16 protein-coding genes and 1 riboswitch are annotated in these 15,831 nt (G+C 69.6%); of the genes, 7 read left to right on the top strand and 9 right to left on the bottom strand.

What is annotated here, in order from left to right; translation table 11 throughout:
* Positions 1-9: 9 nt before the first annotated feature.
* Entirely contained in the window at positions 10-1,347 is a 1,338-nt protein-coding gene (locus tag ASG74_RS14515; protein WP_056145132.1) for a bifunctional o-acetylhomoserine/o-acetylserine sulfhydrylase, read from the bottom strand.
* A gap of 15 nt (positions 1,348-1,362) precedes the next feature.
* Positions 1,363-1,475, bottom strand: a riboswitch (SAM riboswitch).
* Positions 1,476-1,547: 72 nt separating this feature from the next.
* Between ASG74_RS14515 and mgrA the strand changes: the two genes are divergently transcribed.
* Positions 1,548-2,594 (top strand): L-glyceraldehyde 3-phosphate reductase, encoded by a 1,047-nt coding sequence (gene mgrA, locus ASG74_RS14520; protein WP_162252810.1) that lies wholly within the window; start codon positions 1,548-1,550, stop codon positions 2,592-2,594.
* Here the strand turns inward: mgrA and ASG74_RS14525 are convergent.
* The gene (locus ASG74_RS14525; protein WP_056145135.1) at positions 2,583-3,014 is read right to left on the bottom strand and encodes a hypothetical protein; all 432 of its coding nucleotides are present in this window, start codon (positions 3,012-3,014) and stop codon (positions 2,583-2,585) included. The two genes, mgrA and ASG74_RS14525, sit on opposite strands and share 12 nt — an antisense overlap.
* Complete coding sequence (locus tag ASG74_RS14530) at positions 3,007-3,369, bottom strand: hypothetical protein (RefSeq protein WP_056145138.1); 363 nt, start codon at positions 3,367-3,369, stop codon at positions 3,007-3,009. Before ASG74_RS14530 ends, ASG74_RS14525 begins: the two co-directional genes overlap by 8 nt.
* Positions 3,370-3,438: 69 nt before the next feature.
* Here ASG74_RS14530 and ASG74_RS14535 point away from each other — a divergent pair, with 69 nt between their 5' ends.
* Positions 3,439-4,335 carry an alpha/beta hydrolase gene (locus ASG74_RS14535; protein WP_056145140.1) on the top strand — a complete coding sequence of 299 codons (897 nt, stop codon included), beginning with the start codon at positions 3,439-3,441 and terminating at the stop codon, positions 4,333-4,335.
* Positions 4,336-4,382: 47 nt separating this feature from the next.
* The gene (locus tag ASG74_RS14540) at positions 4,383-5,033 is read left to right on the top strand and encodes a cobalamin B12-binding domain-containing protein (RefSeq protein ID WP_056145143.1); all 651 of its coding nucleotides are present in this window, start codon (positions 4,383-4,385) and stop codon (positions 5,031-5,033) included.
* 4 nt (positions 5,034-5,037) lie between these two features.
* Here ASG74_RS14540 and rocD read toward each other — a convergent pair whose 3' ends face one another.
* Together rocD and pdxH are read right to left on the bottom strand one after the other, a co-directional pair.
* Positions 5,038-6,264 (bottom strand): ornithine--oxo-acid transaminase, encoded by a 1,227-nt coding sequence (gene rocD, locus ASG74_RS14545; RefSeq protein ID WP_056145146.1) that lies wholly within the window; start codon positions 6,262-6,264, stop codon positions 5,038-5,040.
* Positions 6,265-6,314: 50 nt separating this feature from the next.
* The gene (gene pdxH, locus ASG74_RS14550; protein WP_056145149.1) at positions 6,315-6,995 is read right to left on the bottom strand and encodes a pyridoxamine 5'-phosphate oxidase; all 681 of its coding nucleotides are present in this window, start codon (positions 6,993-6,995) and stop codon (positions 6,315-6,317) included.
* 89 nt (positions 6,996-7,084) lie between these two features.
* On the opposite strand from pdxH, the gene ASG74_RS14555 reads away from it, so the two are divergent.
* Entirely contained in the window at positions 7,085-8,014 is a 930-nt protein-coding gene (locus ASG74_RS14555; protein ID WP_056145152.1) for an oxygenase MpaB family protein, read from the top strand.
* A 101-nt stretch (positions 8,015-8,115) separates the two neighbouring features.
* Here the strand turns inward: ASG74_RS14555 and ASG74_RS14560 are convergent, their stop codons facing one another.
* The 3 genes from ASG74_RS14560 to ASG74_RS14570 all read right to left on the bottom strand — a co-directional run bounded on the left by ASG74_RS14560 (position 8,116) and on the right by ASG74_RS14570 (position 10,223).
* Complete coding sequence (locus ASG74_RS14560) at positions 8,116-8,673, bottom strand: TIGR03086 family metal-binding protein (protein ID WP_056145154.1); 558 nt, start codon at positions 8,671-8,673, stop codon at positions 8,116-8,118.
* A 135-nt stretch (positions 8,674-8,808) separates the two neighbouring features.
* On the bottom strand, positions 8,809-9,534 hold the full coding sequence (locus tag ASG74_RS14565) for a SprT-like domain-containing protein (RefSeq protein WP_056145355.1): 726 nt from the start codon (positions 9,532-9,534) through the stop codon (positions 8,809-8,811).
* A gap of 38 nt (positions 9,535-9,572) precedes the next feature.
* Positions 9,573-10,223 (bottom strand): hypothetical protein, encoded by a 651-nt coding sequence (locus ASG74_RS14570; RefSeq protein WP_056145158.1) that lies wholly within the window; start codon positions 10,221-10,223, stop codon positions 9,573-9,575.
* Between the two features lie 154 nt (positions 10,224-10,377).
* Between ASG74_RS14570 and ASG74_RS14575 the strand changes: the two genes are divergently transcribed.
* Together ASG74_RS14575 and ASG74_RS14580 are read left to right on the top strand one after the other, a co-directional pair.
* Complete coding sequence (locus tag ASG74_RS14575) at positions 10,378-11,526, top strand: sensor histidine kinase (protein ID WP_056145160.1); 1,149 nt, start codon at positions 10,378-10,380, stop codon at positions 11,524-11,526.
* A complete protein-coding gene (locus ASG74_RS14580) occupies positions 11,523-12,188 on the top strand; it encodes a response regulator (RefSeq protein ID WP_056145163.1) in 666 nt (221 codons plus the stop codon). Before ASG74_RS14575 ends, ASG74_RS14580 begins: the two co-directional genes overlap by 4 nt.
* 132 nt (positions 12,189-12,320) lie before the next feature.
* Here ASG74_RS14580 and ASG74_RS14585 read toward each other — a convergent pair whose 3' ends face one another.
* On the bottom strand, positions 12,321-13,886 hold the full coding sequence (locus tag ASG74_RS14585) for an HNH endonuclease signature motif containing protein (RefSeq protein WP_056145167.1): 1,566 nt from the start codon (positions 13,884-13,886) through the stop codon (positions 12,321-12,323).
* A gap of 443 nt (positions 13,887-14,329) precedes the next feature.
* On the opposite strand from ASG74_RS14585, the gene ASG74_RS14590 reads away from it, so the two are divergent.
* A complete protein-coding gene (locus ASG74_RS14590) occupies positions 14,330-15,784 on the top strand; it encodes a S8 family peptidase (RefSeq protein ID WP_200942629.1) in 1,455 nt (484 codons plus the stop codon).
* Positions 15,785-15,831: the final 47 nt, after the last annotated feature.

The raw sequence follows: 15,831 nt of genomic DNA on the forward strand, positions 1-15,831 counted from the left end.
GGGCGGGGGTCAGGCCCCCTTGGCAGCCACGAAACCCAGCTCGAGGTCGGCGAGGATGTCGTCGATGTGCTCGATCCCCACCGCGAGCCGCACCAGACCGGGCGTGACGCCCGCGGCCAGACGGTCCTCCTCGGGACCCTGCGAGTGGGTGGTCGACGCCGGGTGGATGACGAGCGAGCGCACGTCACCGATGTTGGCGAGGTGGCTGTGCAGCACGAGCGCCTCGACGAAGCGCTTGCCCGCCTCCAGGCCGCCCTTGATCTCGAACGAGATGACCGCTCCGGCGCCTCGCGGCACGTACTTCTGGGCGAGGTCGTAGCTGCTGTCGCCCTCGAGCGAGGCCCATCGCACGGACTCGACGCTCTCGTGGTCCTTGAGGAACGCGGCGACCTTGTGCGTGTTCTCGATGTGGCGCTCGATGCGCAGGCTCAGTGTCTCGATGCCCTGCGCGATGAGGAAGGCGTTGAACGGCGCGATCGCCGGTCCGAGGTCACGCAGCAGCTGCACGCGGGCCTTGAGGATGTAGGCGAGGTTCGCACCGAGCGGGCTGCCCACGCCGAGGTCGCGGCCGTAGACGAGCCCGTGGTAGCTCTCGTCGGGCGTGTTGTAGTTCGGGAACCTCTCGGGGTCCTTGGCGTAGTCGAAGGTCCCCGCGTCGACGATGACGCCGGCGATCGCCGTGCCGTGCCCACCGAGGTACTTCGTGGCGGCATGGACGACGACGTCCGCACCATGCTCGATCGGCCGCAGCAGGAAGGGCGTGGCGATGGTGTTGTCGACAATGAGCGGAACGCCCACCTCGTGGGCCACTGCCGCCACGGCCTCGATGTCGAGGACCTCGGACTTGGGGTTCGCGATGGTCTCGCCGAAGAACGCCTTGGTGTTCGGCCGGACCGCCGCGCGCCAGGACTCGGGGTCACGAGCGTCCTCGACGAAGCTCACCTCGATGCCGAACTTGGGCAGCGTGTGCTTGAAGAGGTTCACGGTGCCGCCATAGAGACCAGGGCTCACCACGACGTGGTCACCCGCCTCGGCGACGTTGAGGATCGCGAGGGTGGTCGCGGACATGCCCGAGCTCAGCAGCAGCGCCCCGACGCCACCCTCGAGCGAGGCGATGCGCTGCTCGACGGCGTCCTGCGTCGGGTTCATGATGCGCGTGTAGATGTTGCCGAACTCCTTGAGCGCGAACAGGTTTGCCGCGTGCTCCGTGTCCTTGAAGACGTAGGAGGTCGTCTGGTAGATCGGCAGGGCCCGCGCACCGGTGGTGGGGTCGGGCTCCTGCCCGGCGTGGACCTGGCGCGTCTCGAAGGACCAGTTCGGGGTGGCAGTGGTGGCGTCGTCGGACATGGCTTTGCTCCTTGTGTGCCGTGCTTGCGGACGCCGGTCGACGTACGCCAGGTCTTCACCCGGGGCACCCCACCGCGGTGGAGGGTTGCCGGCCAGCGAGCCGGGGCCTGTCGCTGACACTCATGACCTTTCTTGACGATAGAACGACCACTCGAGGTCGCACTCCCCCGTCTCTCACTGTGGACGGCATGATGGGGAACATGACCTTCCACGTCGATGAGTACAAGGCGGCCGCTGGTCGCTACCGCGCCGGTATGCCGTTCCGCCGGGTCGGGCGGTCCGGTCTCGACCTCCCGGCCATCTCCCTGGGCCTGTGGCACAACTTCGGTGACGACGTGCCCCTCGAGCGTCAGCAGGCGATCCTGCGCCGGGCCTTCGACAAGGGCATCACCCACTTCGACCTCGCCAACAACTACGGACCGCCCTACGGCAGCGCCGAGCGCAACTTCGGCACGCTGTTCGCGCGCGACTTCAAGCCCTACCGTGACGAGCTCGTCATCAGCAGCAAGGCCGGCTACGACATGTGGCCCGGGCCCTACGGGCAGGGTGGCGGCGGGCGCAAGTACATCCTCGCCAGTGCCGACCAGTCCCTGAAGCGGATGGGGCTGGACTACGTCGACATCTTCTACAGCCACCGATTCGACGACACGACTCCCCTCGAGGAGACGATGGGGGCGCTGGACTCGCTTGTGCGACAGGGCAAGGCGCTCTATGTCGGCATCTCGTCCTACTCGGGTCCGCGCACCCGGGAGGCGGTCCAGATCCTGCGCGAGATGGGTACTCCCCTGCTCATCCACCAGCCGTCCTACTCGATGCTCAACCGCTGGGTGGAGGAGGACCTGCTCGACGTCCTGGGCGAGACCGGCGTGGGGTGCATCGCCTTCTCCCCGCTGGCCCAGGGGATGCTCACGAGCAAGTACCTCGACGGGATCCCCGAGGGGTCCCGAGCGAGCCAGGGCAAGAGCCTGAGCCCCGACCTGCTCACCGAGGAGTCGCTCGCCCACGTCCGCGCCCTCGACGCCATGGCCAAGAAGCGCGGTCAGAGCCTCGCGCAGATGGCGCTGGCCTGGATCCTGCGCGACGACCGGGTGACCTCGGTCCTTGTCGGCGCCTCCAGCGTCGAGCAGCTCGACGACAACCTGCTCGCAGTCAAGAACCTGAAGTTCAGCGACGCCGAGCTCAAGGCCATCGACAAGCACGCCGTCGAGGCGGGCATCAACCTCTGGGCGAAGTCCTCAGGCGGCTGAGGACTCGCCACCTCGCTGTGACCGCACCCGGTTGAGCCACCAGATACCCAGCATCGGCAGCACGAGCGGGACATAGCCGTAGCCGGCCCCGAAGTGTGACCAGACCGTCTTGTCCGGGAAGGCGTCGGGGATGGCATACGACAACGCTCCGACGACGAGCACGCCGACCAGCTCGACCGTGCACGCCACCAGGGCAACGCGCGTCGACGCGCGGTCACCGCGGGCCATCCCGATCGTGGCGACGATGTAGATGACCGCCGCGAGCGCGGACAGCACGTAGGCCAGCGGTGCCCGTGAGAAGTACTCGAGGATCTGGAGGATCGAACGTCCCGTGGCAGCGAGGGCCAGGACGCCGTAGACCGCAACGAGGATGCGGCCGGGCCCACGTCCGGAGTGGGTGTCGGGTGCTGCGTCAGGCATGGAGGTCCCAGATCTGCTGGAGTCGGAGGGTCATGACAGCGACTGCGAAGGCACCCACGGCGATGGAGGCCATCGCCCACCGGGTCTTGTCCTTGATCGCACCCCAGACCGTGATGAGCAGGACGAAGGGCAGCGTCACGAGGTATGCCGTGAACGTCGCCTTCGGCTCCGTGCCCTCCAGCGACATGATGCCGAAGAGCCCTCGGACGAACTGCACGACGACGCCGAGCTCCACGAGGGCGACGAGGCCCAGCAGCACGTTGCCGATGAGCCGGTCGAAGAGCGCGTACCCCAGGGCGACGACGGCGAGGAGCATCGCGGCGGCGACGAGCACTTGGGTGAGCAGGAGGAACACGGCGCACAGCCTACGTCGGCTCGATCACCCCTTCGTGGGGCGCCCAGCGGGCTTTGGTTGGATGCAGGGATGACTTCTGCGCAGATCGGGAACCAGGTCGTCGAGTACGTCGTGGACGGCCCTGACGACGGCGAGCCGATGCTGCTCATCATGGGCATGGCCGCGCAGCTCGTGGCATGGCCGCAGGACTTCGTGGACCAGCTCGTCGAGCGCGGCTTCCGGGTCATCCGCTACGACAACCGTGACATGGGGCTGTCGGGCCAGACCGACGCTCCCCCGCCGACACGAGGTGCAGTCGCCAAGGGACTGGCGGCGCGACGCCTGGCGACCTCGGACTACACCCTGGCGGACCTGGCCGACGATGCGGCAGGACTACTGAGCCACCTCGGGGTCGCGAGCGCGCACATTGTCGGCATGTCGATGGGCGGGATGATCGCCCAGGAGCTCACCTTGCGGCACCCCGAGGTCGTGCGCTCGCTCACCTCGATCATGTCGAACACCGGGCACCGCAGGTTCGGCCGGACGTCAGCCCGCCTCCTGCCGTCCCTCATGCGACAGGTGCGTGCGGCTGCCCCGACGACCCGCGAGGAGGCGCTCGCCGCAGCCGTCAACGGGTTCCGGCTCATCGCTGGCGACGCGTTCGACGAGGTGGAGTTCCGCGCCCTGGCCGAGCGCCATCTCGAACGTGGCGGCATCTCCGGGACGAGCCGTGACCGGCAGCTCAACGCGATCAACGCCTCGCCCGACCGCACGTCCAGGCTGCGCACGATCACCGTGCCCACCCTCGTCATCCACGGTCTGCGCGACCCGCTCGTCCTGCCGAGTGGGGGCATGGCGACGGCACGGGCCATCCCGGGGTCGCGCCTGCTGATGTTCCCCGAGATGGGGCACGACCTGCCAAGAGGACGTCGCGTCGAGATGGCCGAGGCGATCACGCAGAACGCGCGTCGCTCCGCTGCGTCCTGACGTCCCCAAAACCGCTGGTGAGCGGCGTGAGGACCTATGATCCCGGGGTGACGTCCTCCCCCGCCGAGACCGCGGTCGCAGCCCTGCTCGACGGTGCCGGCTCGCTCAACGAGCTGGCCCTGCGTGCCACGCTCCGCTCCCACGCCGACGACCACGGCGTCGACGCGACCGTCGTCGACGTGGTCCTCCCGTTCCTCCATGAGATCGGAGCGGCCTGGGAGCGCGGCACCCACACTGTCGCCCAGGAGCACTTCGCGAGCCAGGTCATTCGCGGCTGGCTCATCGGTGAGGCGCTCTCGGGCGCGGCCGAGCACGGCCCCGGTATCTCTCCGGTCGTCCTCGCGTGCCCGCCCGGTGAGCGCCACGATCTGGGCCTGCTCTGCTTCCACGTCCTCATCACCCGGGCCGGCGTGCCCTCACGCTTCCTCGGCTCGGACACTCCCCTGCCCGGTCTCGGCGACGTGTGCCGGGTGGTGGCCGCCTCGGGCGTCGTCGTCGCGGCGACCCGCAGCCGGGTCTTCGAGGCCCATGGCGGCGCGCTGCGGATGCTCGCGAGCCACTACCCGCTCGCCATCGGCGGCGCCGGGGCCGACCCGGAGGTGGCCGAACGGGTGCGGGCCACGCCGCTGTCCTCCGACATGCGCGAGTCCGTCGCGAACCTCGTCGGCTGGTACGCGCGCGTCACCGCCGCCGCCTGAGCGATCAGGCGGTCAGGGAATCCTTGACCGCCGCGACGAGCTGGTCGACCTCGTCCTCGGTGATCACGAGCGGCGGCGCGAGGCGGATCGTCATGCCGTGGGTGTCCTTGGCGAGGATGCCGCGCTCCATGAGGCGCTCGCACAGCTCACGACCGGACGGCCCACCCGGGGTGACGTCGAGCCCGGCCCACAGACCACGGACGCGGACCTCGTCGAGGCCGTGCCCCACGAGCGGCTCGAGCCCGGCCAGCAGCCGCTTCCCCAGCCGGCGTGCGCGGTCCTGGTACTCGCCGGTGGCGAGCAGACGGCATACCTCGTGTCCGATGGCGGCAGCGAGCGGGTTCCCACCGAAGGTGGAGCCGTGCGACCCGGGCGTGATGATGCCGAGGACGTCCTTGTCCGCGGCGACGGCCGAGACCGGGTAGAGGCCGCCACCGAGCGCCTTGCCGAGGATGTAGATGTCGGGGACGACGTCCTCCAGGTCGCAGGCGAAGGTCGTGCCGGTGCGGGCCAGGCCGGACTGGATCTCGTCGGCGACCATGAGGACGTTCTCCTGCGAGCACAGGTCCCGCAGCTCGCGCAGGAAGCCCTCCGGCGGGACGACGACGCCACCCTCACCCTGGATCGGCTCGAAGAGGACGGCCACCGTGAACTCGTCGATCGCGGCACGGACCGAGTCGATGTCGCCGTAGCGGACGGCGCGGAAGCCGGGCGTGTAGGGCCCGTAGTTGTCGTGGGCGACCTTGTCGTCGCTGAAGCTGATGATCGTCGTCGTACGGCCGTGGAAGTTGCCCTCCATGACGATGATGTTGGCGTGGTCCTCGGGCACGCCCTTGGCCTCGTAGCCCCAGCGGCGGCTCACCTTGATCGCGGTCTCGACGGCCTCGGCGCCGGAGTTCATCGGCAGCACCAGGTCCTTGCCGGTGAGCTCCGCGAGCGCCTGGGCGAAGGGACCCAGCTGGTCGTTGTAGAAGGCGCGGCTGGTCAGCGTCAGGGTGCCCAGCTGCTGGCGGGCGCGCTCGACGAGCTGCGGGTGGGAGTGCCCGAAGTTGAGGGCGGAGTAGCCGGCGAGGCAGTCGAGGTAGCGCTTGCCATCCACGTCGGTGACCCAGGCGCCCTCACCACTGGCGATCACCACCGGCAGCGGGTGGTAGTTGTGCGCCGCGTAGCGCTCGGTCGTCTCGATGTGCTGCTCGGTGCTCACCGGTGCGGTGCTGTGCTCGGGCGTCATGCTGGGCTCACTCCTTCATCGTGTGGTCGCGCTCACTGTATCCGCGCTCGTCAGGGCTGACGACGTCCCAGGGACCAGGCCTCGGCGTCATCGAGCGAGCCCTGCGCGACCCGGGTGAAGACGAGCCGGTCGTGCAGGCGGTTGGTGCGGCCACCCCAGAACTCGACCTCGTCGCAGAGGATCCGGTAGCCGCCCCAGAAGTCCGGGACCGGCACGTCGTCCGGGCGGCCGTGGTCGGGCCACTGGACGGCATACCGCCCGTATGCCGTCTCGAGCTCGGATCTGGACGTGGCCGGCTCCGACTGCCTCGAGGCCCACGCCGAGATGCGCGAGCCCCACGGCCGGGAGCCGAAGTAGTCGCTGACCTCGTCGCGACCCAGCGGGACGGCCCGGCCGCGGAACCGGATCGCGCGGAACATCGCCGGCCAGGTGAGTGACGCGGCGACGTTCGGGTTGCCGGCGAGCTCCCTCCCCTTGGCGGACAGCGTGTTCGTGAGGAAGCCGGGACCGCGCTCGTCGAAGAAGCGCATGAGGACGGTGCGTACGTTGGGCACGCCATGGGCGTCGACGGTTGCGACGGAGATGGCATAGGGCTCGGGGACGTCAGCCTGTGCGCTGGACCGCTCGACGGCGTCGTCGACCCAGGCCTTGGCCTGCTGCCACGGCGTGGCCGCGACCTCGTCCTCGGAGAGCCCGGTGCCGGTGTAGTCGATGCGCGTCACGTCGTTCATCCACCGAGCGTAGGACGTGGAGATGACAGGGCTGTCAGTGGAGCGACCTACGCTGCCAGGAGCAAGCCCCCCTCGTCAGGAGACAGCGCATGTCAGTGATTGACCGCTCGAGCACGCCCACGACCGCGACGCTCAGCGAGCGCGCTCGCCGCACCCTGGCCACGGCCCTGCGTTCTCGGGTCGCAGGCGACGACGCCGCCCGCAAGGCGCAGGTCATCTGGGGCGCGGAGGGTGAGCGATGGTTCACCGCCGAGGACCCGATCTGGCGCGTGCACGCCGATGCCGCCATGTTTCCCGGTGGCATCAGGGCTCTGCTGCTCCAGTCGCTGCATCCTCTTGCCATGGCCGGGGTCGCTGGACACTCGGGCTTCAAGGGTGACCCGTGGGGACGGCTGCAGCGCACGAGCGAGTTCCTCGCCACGACGACGTTCGGCACGGTCGAGCACGCGACCAAGCAGATCGAGCGGGTGCGCCGCATCCACGAGCGCGTGCGCGGCGTGGCTCCCGACGGGCGCCCCTATGCCGCCAGCGACCCGCACCTGCTGCGCTGGGTGCACGTCACCGAGGCCGACAGCTTCCTCACCGCCTACCAGCGCTATGCCGCCCAGCCGCTCACGCCTGCCGAGGCCGACCTCTATGTCGAGCAGAGCTCGGTCGTCGCATCGCTGCTCGGCGTGGTCGACGCACCGATGACCCGCGACGAGCTGAGCGAGGCGATCGAGGGCTACCGGCCGGAGCTCAGCTCGACGCCGGAAGCCCGCGAAGCCGCCCGCTTCCTGCTCGTGCGTCCGCCCCTGCCTGTTCTGGCCAGGCCCGGCTATGCCGCGCTTGCCACCGGGGCGGTCGCGCTGCTGCCGCGGTGGGCCCGCTGGCCGCTCCGGCTGCCCTGGCTGCCGCTCACCGAGCAGCTCCTGGGCCGGCCCATCGGTGGCGCGGCAACGTCGACGGTGCGGTGGGCGATGACGTCACCGGACGACGTCCGCACCCGGGCTCTGGAAGCACGCACTCAAACAAGCTGACTCCCACGCGCCGGGCCCGCACGCGCTCGCGCCGGCGCTGCCTGCACCGGCGGTGGGATCGGGAACGTTCGGTCGCCGAGCCTGGGTGCGACTCGAACGGTTCAGGACCCTTCGGCCTGCTTGCGCGTCGGCGTGTGGTTGGGGCTGCGGCCGGCGAAGGCCGCGAGCCGGTCCTGGACGGAGAAGTCAGGCGCAGCATCGACCTCCGGCTTGAACACACCACTGCGGTTCTCCGGAGTCAGGTTGGCGCTCATGAACGCGAGCGCCTGCTCGGCGACCTCGTCGTCCAGAGGCGTGGAGCTGCCGATCGAGTGGGCGAGGTCCCAGCCGTGGACGGCGAACTCGGGGATCACCGCGTCCGAGGAGCCACGCGACGCGTCGGCCTGCACCTGGTCGACGAGCTTGGCGGCCCCGGCTCGGAAGTCGGCGGCCGGGTCGTCGCCGAGCTCGGGCGGGTTTGCCCAGTCAACCTCCTGACCTGCGAACATCGAGAGGAAGTTCTGTGGTGAAGCGACGACGTGCCGAACGAGGTCACCGACACTCCAACCCTCACACGTGCTGGGCTGCTCGAGCTGGTTGCGGGAGACCTCGTCAAGGAGGGCAGCGGTCTGGTCGACGGCTCGTGAGAGCAGGGTCGCGGCATCGGGCTGGGCGTTCATGGCAGAAGACACCTTCCGTGGACGGACGTTGCGGGTTCCACCGCCGGCAGTTCCGACACTGCGGTCCCACTCGGCAGGTTCACACTGATGGTTCCGACACTGATGGTTCCGACGCTACTGCTGGAGGCCGTGGTCTCAGCTCGCCAGACGTTGAGCACTCTCGAGCATCTCGTTGGGCACGGCGTAGAGCTCGTCGCCCACCCTCACCTGGCTGCGCGTCGGGAAGACCGCCTCGACCTCCCCGGTGACGTCGCGCATCGCGCCGTCGGTGACGATGCGCACCATGGCGCCGATGGGGAAGGACGACCCGTGGCCGGCGGCGCTCGGTCCGCCCCTTGGCGACGGCGTCGTCGACCCCTGGGCGCCCATGATGCGGTCGAGCTCCGCGCGGTAGGCCTCGCCCATGTCGACGCGCCTGCCCTGGTAGGTCCACGTGAGCAGGGAGCCGGCATCGAAGCCTGGACTGCACCGCAGGCAGCTCATCACGTGCCCCGGTCGGCGATGCCTCGTGTGGGCGTGGCCCTCGGGGCACTCACCGCGCCAGGGGCCCGCGACCGCAGGGGCGCTCGTCGACACGGTGCGCTCACCCGAGCAACCGATCGACATGGCCTTCTGGCGCCACACGTGGTCGTGGCCGTGTGCGGGTCCGACGAGGGCGTGCGCGATCTCGTGCAGGATCGTGTCGCGCACCTCGGCGTCGTCGTGGAGGCGAGTCAACGCGGAGCTGAGCGAGATCGTGCGGGAGGCGAAGCGGCATACACCTGCTCGGGTCTTGGCACGGTCGGTCGTGATGGTCCAGTGCTCCAGCCCGTGCTCACGCAGCAGGCGGCGCCCGAGCGCGAGTGCCGACGAGATGTCCATGCCCCTCATCGTGTCAGCGAGCACTGACAGCACCCGGCTCACGACCCGTGGGCAAGGGGCACCTGGGCGGCGGGGATGCGAGCCTCGGTCGCGCGCGCACCGCGGACCACCAGCCGAACACCGAACACGAGTGCCCAGACGAGGTACACCGGGATGGTGAAGTAGAACGGCAGCAGTATCCCCGCGAGCCCGGCCACGACCGTGAAGACGGCGAGCCAGCGGGGCAGCTTCGCCTTGGCGGCCAGGACGATGGCGAGGACCCCGACGAAGAAGGCCGGTCCGCACAACGACAGCAGGTTGCCGATCTCGCTGACCATGTAGACCACCGGGTACGGCACTCCCTGCTGGACGGCAGGCCCTCCCTCCACCAGGGCTGTGACGAGACCGCCACCGACGAAGGCGCCGACGACACTGGTCGCGGTCCCGGCGACGGACAGGGCCCAGGCCGTCTCTCCCAGCGCTCCGCCGAGGCGTCGCAGCCCGTGGCCGAAAGCCAGCAGGCCCAGGGCAGCGACGCCACCCAGGTACCAGAAGGCCAGCGACTGCGCGTAGTGACCGGGGTCGACGTATCCCGGCACGTTGGCCGCCGCGTAGTCACCGCCGGGTCCTCCCGCACCGACGAAGCCGACGGTCGTGCCGATGACGTAGACCAGGAGCCCGATGCCGGCGCTGCGTGGAATGGTGTTCATGGTTCCTCCTCGAGTGGTTGATGAGCAGACGCTAGGAACTCGAGCACCCCCACCGCGTCGTGCCACAGTGCGAAATCACGGTGTCCGACAGGAGGATTCACGCATCCTCCCCAAGGAGGACGCTCCGCCGCGCTTCCGGGCGTACGGTCGACTCGTGACCCGCAGGAACTGGGCTTTCGACATCAGCGTCGCGGTGGTCGTCGGCGTGCTGGGGCAGCTCGAAGCGTGGTGGGGAATCAACTCGACTCACCGTCAGGGGCCGCTCTGGGCGCAAGCTCTGTTGTATGCCGTGACCGCGGGTCTGCTCGTGTTCCGCCGGGTCAGTCCCCTCACCTGTCAAGGCGCGATCCTCGTGGTGAGCGCGGCCGAGTTCGCCACTTTCGGTTCGCCCGAGGGCAACGGTGTCGCACTGCCGTCGGTCATCGCCGGCTACACCGTCGCCCGCCGTCTGGACCTCAGGCGGTCGTGGTGGGGCCTGGCGATCGGCGGTGTCTTCTGGCTCCTCTGGTCCACCCTCGACCCGACGAGCGCGGGTGCCAGCGGGAGCGAGCGCCTGCTGACCCTGCTCTGGCTCTCACCCTTCGTCATCGCGTGGCTGCTGGGGACGCTCGTGCGCCTGACGCTGCAGAACAGAGAGCAGCGCCGGGTCAACACGGCTCAACGCGCGGTGCAGGCCGTGTCGGAGGAACGCAACCGGATCGCTCGCGAGCTGCACGACGTCATCGGGCACAGCGTCTCCGTCATGACGGTCCAGGCCGCCGCGGTCCGACGTCGCCTCACCCCCGAGCAGGCGGTCGAGCGCGAGGCCTTGGAGACGGTGGAGTCCGTCGGCCGGGAGGCGCTGGCCGAGATGAGGCGCATGGTCGGGGTGCTGCGACAGGCAGGTGACGACCCCGACCTCGAGCCGCCACCCGGCCTCGACCAGCTCGACCGGCTTGCCGAGAAGTTCCGCACCGCCGGGCTGCCGGTCACCGTGGAGGTGACGGGTGCGAGCCGTGAGCTGGCTCCGGGACTGGATCTGACGGCATACCGGCTCGTCCAGGAGGGCCTGACGAACACGCTTCGGCACGCCCACGGGGCCCAGGGGGCGCGCGTCGAGATCGACTATCGCGATGACGAGCTGGAGCTGGCCGTGCGTGACGATGGCCTGCCCACCGACTCACCGGGGGTGGCTGCACAGGCGAGCAACGGACTGCTGGGGATGCGTGAACGCGTTGCGGTGTACGGCGGTTCGCTCCTGGCGAGGCCGCGCCCCGAGGGTGGCTTTGAGCTGGTGGCAACGCTTCCGCTGGAGTCGAGATGACCCCGACCGAGACCATCCGTGTGCTCATCTGCGACGACCAGGCGTTGGTGCGCGCCGGCTTCCGGATGATCCTCGAGATCGAGCCGGACCTGCACGTCGTGGGCGAGGCGGTCGACGGCGAGGACGCCGTGTCCAAGGTGGCGGAGCTTGCACCTGACGTCGTGCTGATGGACGTCCGGATGCCCGGCGTCGACGGAATCGCCGCCACTGGGCGCCTTCTCGCGGAACCCGGCTGCACTGCGCGGGTCGTGATGCTGACGACGTTCGACATGGATGAGTACGTCTATGAGGCGCTGCGAGCCGGTGCGAGCGGGTTCCTGCTCAAGGACATCCGGGCCGAGCTGCTCGTGGCCGGCATCCGCGCCGTGCACTCGGGCGAGTCGCTGCTGGCCCCGGCGGTCACCCGCCGGATGATCGAGTCGTTCCTCGGACGAGCCCACACTCCGGCGACCGGGGCTGCGAGTCGCTTGGCCGCCCTCACCCAGCGCGAGCGAGAGGTGCTGCAGCTCATCGCCCGGGGGCTGACCAACGGAGAGATCGCCAGTGAGCTCTTCGTCTCCGAGACCACCGTGAAGACGCACGTGGGCCGAATCCTGTCCAAGCTCGGGCTGCGGGACCGGGTGCAGGCCGTCATCCTCGCGTATGAGACGGGTGCCGTCTGACCGTCCGAGCTCGGACGGTCAGAAGCCCGGGACCGCCGCGAGCTGGGCACCACGCATCCCACAGCCGACCAGGAGCAGGCCGGAGCAGGGTCACAGCCAATCGGGAGCCGATCGGGAGCCGATCAGAGCCGGTCAGGCGGGCACACCCCACCACTCGTCCATCTCGCAATAGAGCTCGTGCTCGGCCGCCAGGTCGTCGGCGATCTGCGCCAGCACGTCGGCAGGAACAACCTGTGCGAGACCGTCCGGCGGACCGGTGTCCAGTCGTCGGCGACCGACTGTGCCATCGCTGCGTTCTCGGGCTCTCGCGAACTCCGCCAGGCGGTCAGGCAGTGCCCGGTCGTAGCTTCCCGGGCTGAGGTCCCACGTGACCGACCGACCGCCTTCCTCCGGAGGGTGGACCGTGGCGATGAGCCGCTGCTCGTGGACCTGGGTGTGGTGGCGCTGGCACAGGAGCGCCGCGTTGGACAGGTCGGAAGGTCCCCCGCTGGACCAGTGCACGATGTGGTGCGCCTGGGTCCATGCAGCAGGAGCGGTGCACCCGGGGAACGTGCACTGGCCGTCACGGTGCCACAGCATGCGCCGCTGACCACGAGTGAAGAGGCGTGTCACCCGCCCCAGGTCGACCACCTCGCCGTCTGCTCCGAGCACGACCGGGACGAGGTCGGCGTCGCACGCCAGCTGCCGCACGGCGGACGGGGCGAGCATCGTCTGGTGCGCCCGGGACCCCATCACCGAGCCACGTCCCTGCCCAGCCTCCGCGCCGGATAGACCGGCCAGGAGATCGGCGAGGGTCATCGTCACGTGCACGACCGTCGGGGCTCCGCCGGGCTCCCGCGTTGCTGCGTCTTCCGCGGCCGCACCGGTGAGCACCGCATCAAGGGCCTCGACGCGCCGCTGGCCCGAGCTCCGCAGGTCCGACTCCCCCGTGTCGGGGTTCGGCGAAGGCTTGGACCCGGGACCAATCGCAGCCTCCAGCCTGGACGCCTGCTCTGGAGTCATCGCCATCCGGTACTCCGTCAGGTCACCGTCGGAGACCACCGGGCTGGAGAGGAACGCCCCCGGACGCAAGCGCTTCTGCTTGTCGTCGAACTCGCCCTCCATGCCGAACTCCGCCAGCAGACGGGGACGCAGACGTCGAGCCTCCGCCTGCCCCCACTCGACGCCGTGGTCGAGGATCGCCTTGGCCACGGTCGGCACGGCCTCCTCGGTCAGGAGGTCCTTCATCCGGGCCAGCTCACGCAGCATCGTCAGCGCAAGCGCCGCACTCACCTCGCCGGACACCACTCGAGCCCAGGCGATCCCCTCAGGGCGGCTCCCGTCCGCGAACGCGCCGGCATCCGGGCCGCCACGCGACCACATGCCACCGGGAGTCGCTGCGGCAGCCTCCTGCGCGAGCTGCGCCACCTGCCCAGCCCCAGCCTGCCGGAGCGACGGAGCGTGCTCACGCACCCAGGCATGCACCGAGCCGACACCGCGGCGGGCGGATGCGAACTCACCCCGGTGGGCCGCCTCGGCGGTGGCGCGCACCTGCGCCGCCGCCGCCTGGGACTTCACCTCATCGGCTGCGGTCATCAGCTCCGCGAGGTCAGCGGCACTGAGCGAGGGGAGCACATCGCCGATCCCGGCGAGACCGTCACGGGCAGCGTTGAGCACCTCGCGCAACGGCGTGCCGGGTGTCGGCTGCTGCTCGTCCATCGATCCCTCCTCCAACGTCTGCTACCAACCTAGCGGCGACCACTGACAGCCAGTGCGGTCGATCAACTCCGCCCAGTGCCAACGGAACTCGCGCTTCGTGAATCTCGTCGCCAGCCGCTCCCGTCCACCTGGGATCCATCTGGAAACCACCCCAGGGATGGCCACCGACAACCGCGCGTACACAGGATCCGTGGCCACGGCATACGTCGTCCTGGTCGTTCTTCTGGGATGCAGAGGTGGAGCCCTCACGAGCGTGATGCACGTGGTGGCGTCCACGTGCCCGAGACAGGAAGCAAGGCCTGTTCTCCACGGCGGGACGTGGCTACACTCGCGCTCATCCGGCCCTGCGGCGCACCACTCGCCGTGTCGTGAACGTCCGACTGGCCGGCCCGTCGCCGACGACGTCGACGGAAGCACTCAGCAGCTCGAAGGAGACCCTTTCGATGAGAATGCACAAACTGGTCGGCCTGCCATCTGCCATCGCCCTTGCCGTCGGCCTCGCCGGCGCAGCGATCGCACCGGCGAACGCCGCCGCACCACCCAGCGCGGGACCAGCCAGCACCTACCTGGTGCTCGCGCCGCAGGGCGGGAACACGAAGGCAGCGCAGAAACGGGTGGCCGCCGCAGGTGGAACGATCCTCGCTTCGTACGACCAGATCGGGGTCCTCGTCGCACGCTCGACGAACGGCGCCTTCGAGACGGCAGTGAAGGGTTCGGGCGTCCAGTCCGTCGCTTCGACCGACGGCCTCGGGACCACGCTCATCGACGACAACATCACCATGGGCGTCGACACGGGCGCGGAGGAGGCAACCGGCAACCCGACGGCCGAGCCGTTGTGGGCCAACCAGTGGGACATGAGGCAGATCGACGTCCCCGAGGCACACGCGATCACGACGGGCGACCCGTCCGTGGTCGTCGGGGTGCTCGACTCGGGCATCGACGCAACGCACCCTGACCTCGCGACCCAGGTCGTGAAGGAGAAGAGCGCCTCGTGCATCGGCGGCGTCGTCGACACGAGCCAGGCCGCGTGGAGCCCGACGACGTCCACACATGGCACACACGTCGCTGGCACGATCGCCGCAGCCATCAACGGCGTCGGCATCGCGGGAGTCGCGCCGGGCGCGAGGGTGGCCTCGGTGAAGGTCGTCAACGACGACGGCTTCATCTACCCCGAGGCCGCGATCTGCGGATATCTCTGGGCCGCCGACCACGGCATGCAGGTCACCAACAACAGCTACTACATCGACCCGTGGGAGTTCAACTGCATCAACGACCCCCGCCAGCGGCCGGTGTGGCTGGCTGTGCAGCGGGCGTTGAGCTACTCATCGCGCAAGGGCACGCTGACTGTGGCATCGGCGGGCAACAGCAACGTCGACCTGCAGCACAAGTTCACCGACTCGACCAGCCCGAACGACGGCAGCTACCCGGTCGTGGATCGCACCATCACCGGTGCGTGCCGTGACCTCCCGGCCGAGGCGCCCGGTGTCGTCACCGTGTCCGCCGTCGGCCCGACCGAGCAGAAGAGCTACTACTCGTCCTACGGCCAAGGCGTCGTCGACGTCACCGCTCCCGGCGGTGACACCCGCTTCCGCACGGGTGGCGCCACGTCCACCATCACGGACGCGGTGCTCTCGACCGTCCCCGGTGGTTGGGGTTGGGCACAGGGCACCTCGATGGCCGGGCCGCACGTGGCCGGCGTCGCAGCCTTGGCGCTGTCGGCGCACCCCGGCATGAAGCCTGGTCAACTGGCCTCGTTCCTCGAGCGCACGGCGACTCCGCTGGCCTGTCCTGAGGGTGTCTACGAGCCGCGTCCCGGCTACGCAGCAACCTGCACGGGCGGCGAGCGCAACTCGTTCTACGGCGCAGGCAATGTCAACGCCTTCAACGTCGTGAAGTAGCAACCTCACCGCACGGCATGAGGGGTCGGGCCTTCGGGTCCGGCCCC

The organism is Knoellia sp. Soil729 (genome assembly GCF_001427985.1).
In the GTDB taxonomy this organism is placed as follows: domain Bacteria; phylum Actinomycetota; class Actinomycetes; order Actinomycetales; family Dermatophilaceae; genus Knoellia.

Bases quoted from the DNA above. Each gene is read 5' to 3' on its own strand.
- ASG74_RS14565 (WP_056145355.1), bottom strand. From the start codon at position 9,534: ATGGACATCTCGTCGGCACTCGCGCTCGGGCGCCGCCTGCTGCGTGAG.
- mgrA (WP_162252810.1), top strand. From the start codon at position 1,548: ATGACCTTCCACGTCGATGAGTACAAGGCGGCCGCTGGTCGCTACCGC.
- ASG74_RS14560 (WP_056145154.1), bottom strand. From the start codon at position 8,673: ATGAACGCCCAGCCCGATGCCGCGACCCTGCTCTCACGAGCCGTCGAC.
- rocD (WP_056145146.1), bottom strand. From the start codon at position 6,264: ATGACGCCCGAGCACAGCACCGCACCGGTGAGCACCGAGCAGCACATC.
- ASG74_RS14570 (WP_056145158.1), bottom strand. From the start codon at position 10,223: ATGAACACCATTCCACGCAGCGCCGGCATCGGGCTCCTGGTCTACGTC.
- ASG74_RS14525 (WP_056145135.1), bottom strand. From the start codon at position 3,014: ATGCCTGACGCAGCACCCGACACCCACTCCGGACGTGGGCCCGGCCGC.
- ASG74_RS14555 (WP_056145152.1), top strand. From the start codon at position 7,085: ATGTCAGTGATTGACCGCTCGAGCACGCCCACGACCGCGACGCTCAGC.
- ASG74_RS14585 (WP_056145167.1), bottom strand. From the start codon at position 13,886: ATGGACGAGCAGCAGCCGACACCCGGCACGCCGTTGCGCGAGGTGCTC.
- ASG74_RS14535 (WP_056145140.1), top strand. From the start codon at position 3,439: ATGACTTCTGCGCAGATCGGGAACCAGGTCGTCGAGTACGTCGTGGAC.
- pdxH (WP_056145149.1), bottom strand. From the start codon at position 6,995: ATGAACGACGTGACGCGCATCGACTACACCGGCACCGGGCTCTCCGAG.
- ASG74_RS14515 (WP_056145132.1), bottom strand. From the start codon at position 1,347: ATGTCCGACGACGCCACCACTGCCACCCCGAACTGGTCCTTCGAGACG.
- ASG74_RS14580 (WP_056145163.1), top strand. From the start codon at position 11,523: ATGACCCCGACCGAGACCATCCGTGTGCTCATCTGCGACGACCAGGCG.
- ASG74_RS14590 (WP_200942629.1), top strand. From the start codon at position 14,330: ATGAGAATGCACAAACTGGTCGGCCTGCCATCTGCCATCGCCCTTGCC.